At 64.8% G+C, this 1,776-nt stretch carries 1 protein-coding gene; it reads right to left on the bottom strand.

From position 1 onward, the window contains the following. Window positions 1–50: 50 nt before the first annotated feature. A partial coding sequence (locus tag BGP00_RS08210; RefSeq protein WP_292925737.1) for a strawberry notch-like NTP hydrolase domain-containing protein occupies window positions 51–1,776 on the bottom strand: 1,726 nt, incomplete at its 5' end.

Genomic DNA, 1,776 nt, shown 5'->3' on the forward strand with positions numbered 1-1,776 from the left:
GGCTTGGAAGAGGCTTGAGCCGGATGCTGCGAAAGCAGCACGTCCGGTTCTTAGGGGGGTGCGGCCCAGCAATGGGCCGCACCTACCCGACTATCAGCTGGATCGAACAGGTTCTGCCCGCCCGTCTGCCGCTGGCCGCGCGTCAGTGCGCCGAGCGCATCGAGGCGGCGGGCGATGGTCGAGATGAACCGCCGCTCGCCGCGGCAATCGGTGGTGACTGGGCGGAACACCGGCGCGGAGGCCTGATGGGTGCGGTTGGTGCGGCCAAGCCCCTGAATGGCGCGGTCGGCGCGCCAGCCAGGCTCCAGCAGGAAGTGCATCCGGCGCTGCTGGTTCTTGGCATCAAGGCTGGCGTGGTAGGAGCGCCCTGTACCGCCAGCATCTGAGAAAACGAGGATGCGCTTGGCCCCGCCCATAAACGCGTTGGCGTCTGCCAGCGACTGATTGGGAGTGCGGGATTCAAGCCGCTGGCTGCCATCGGGCAAGGTCACGAGGCGGCGCGTGCGGCCGGTGATTTCGGCCACGGCATCGGTGCCGAACCGGGAGATGATGGCATCGAGCGCGGGGACGATCGGCGGCAGCGCGCCCAGCAGTTCCAGTGTCTCGGCCTTGATCCTTAGGGCCTCTTGTGAGTAGACCGGATTGCCTGCCTCATCGACCATAGGGCGGGAGCGTTCATTGCCGTCCTCGTCCCAATAGCTTTCCATGGCGCGCGTCGGGAAGGCATTGTCGAGATAGTCGGCAACGATCTTGCGAGGCGAAAGGTCGAGCTGGATCTCGGCGCGATCCTCGGCCGAAAGATCGGCAAGGCGTCGGTCGAGCAAGGCTTCTGCCGTCGAGACCAGTTGGATAACGACGCTGTGGTCGGTGGCCAGCGCCTCCTCGATGGCAGGAAGCAGCGAGGGCAGCTTCATCGATAACAGGAGCTGGCCGAAGAACCGCTGCTTCGAACTCTCGAAGCGTGAGCGGGCCGCCGACAGGGCCTGACCATTGAGGGTCTTGCCTTCGAGTGGATCGGTAACGCCCGATGCGCCCAGCGCCGCCTCAAGGTTGCGATGGATGATCGCCCAGGCATCGGCATAGGCATCGAAGTCCGCGATCTGGCGCGGGGTCAGCGCATGTTCGAGGATGTCATACTCGACGCCGGCGTAGGAGAGCGCGCGCGCCGTGTAGACGCCCATCGCCTTCAGCTCGCGGGCGACCAGTTCCATCGCAGCAATACCGCCTTCGCGAATGCGGGCGATAAAGGAGGTACGATCAGGAAACGCCGTGCCTTCACCCCACAGGCCAAGCCGCGTGGCATAGGCCAGATTGTTCACGTCGGACGCCCCCGTGGCCGAGGCGTAGATCACGCGGGCGCGCGGCAGGCGGTTCTGCAATTCGACACCGACGATGCCCTGCTGCGAGCCTTTGGTCGCGCCGAAGCGACCTTCACCGCCGGCCACACCGCCCATTGCGTGCGCCTCGTCGAACAGGATCACACCGTCGAATTCCGGGGTCAGCCATTCGAGCAACTGCTGAAGGCGGGTCTTCTCGCCAGTGCCGCTGCGCAGCGTGGCATAGGAGGCAAACAGGATGCCATCAGCCTGCCGGATCTTTGCTTCGGGCTTGATCTTGGAGAGCGGCTGAATGTCGAGCGCGATGCCGCCAAGCGCTTGCCAATCGCGGCGGGCGTCCTCGAGCAGATATCTAAACTGTCTAGGGTGTCTCACTTCTTTTATTGCGAGGCTGGACATGGGCGTTTCTCGGGAACGGCAGGACAGCGGCGCGCGCAGC

The organism is Novosphingobium sp. 63-713, assembly GCF_001898925.1.
Lineage (GTDB): Bacteria > Pseudomonadota > Alphaproteobacteria > Sphingomonadales > Sphingomonadaceae > Novosphingobium.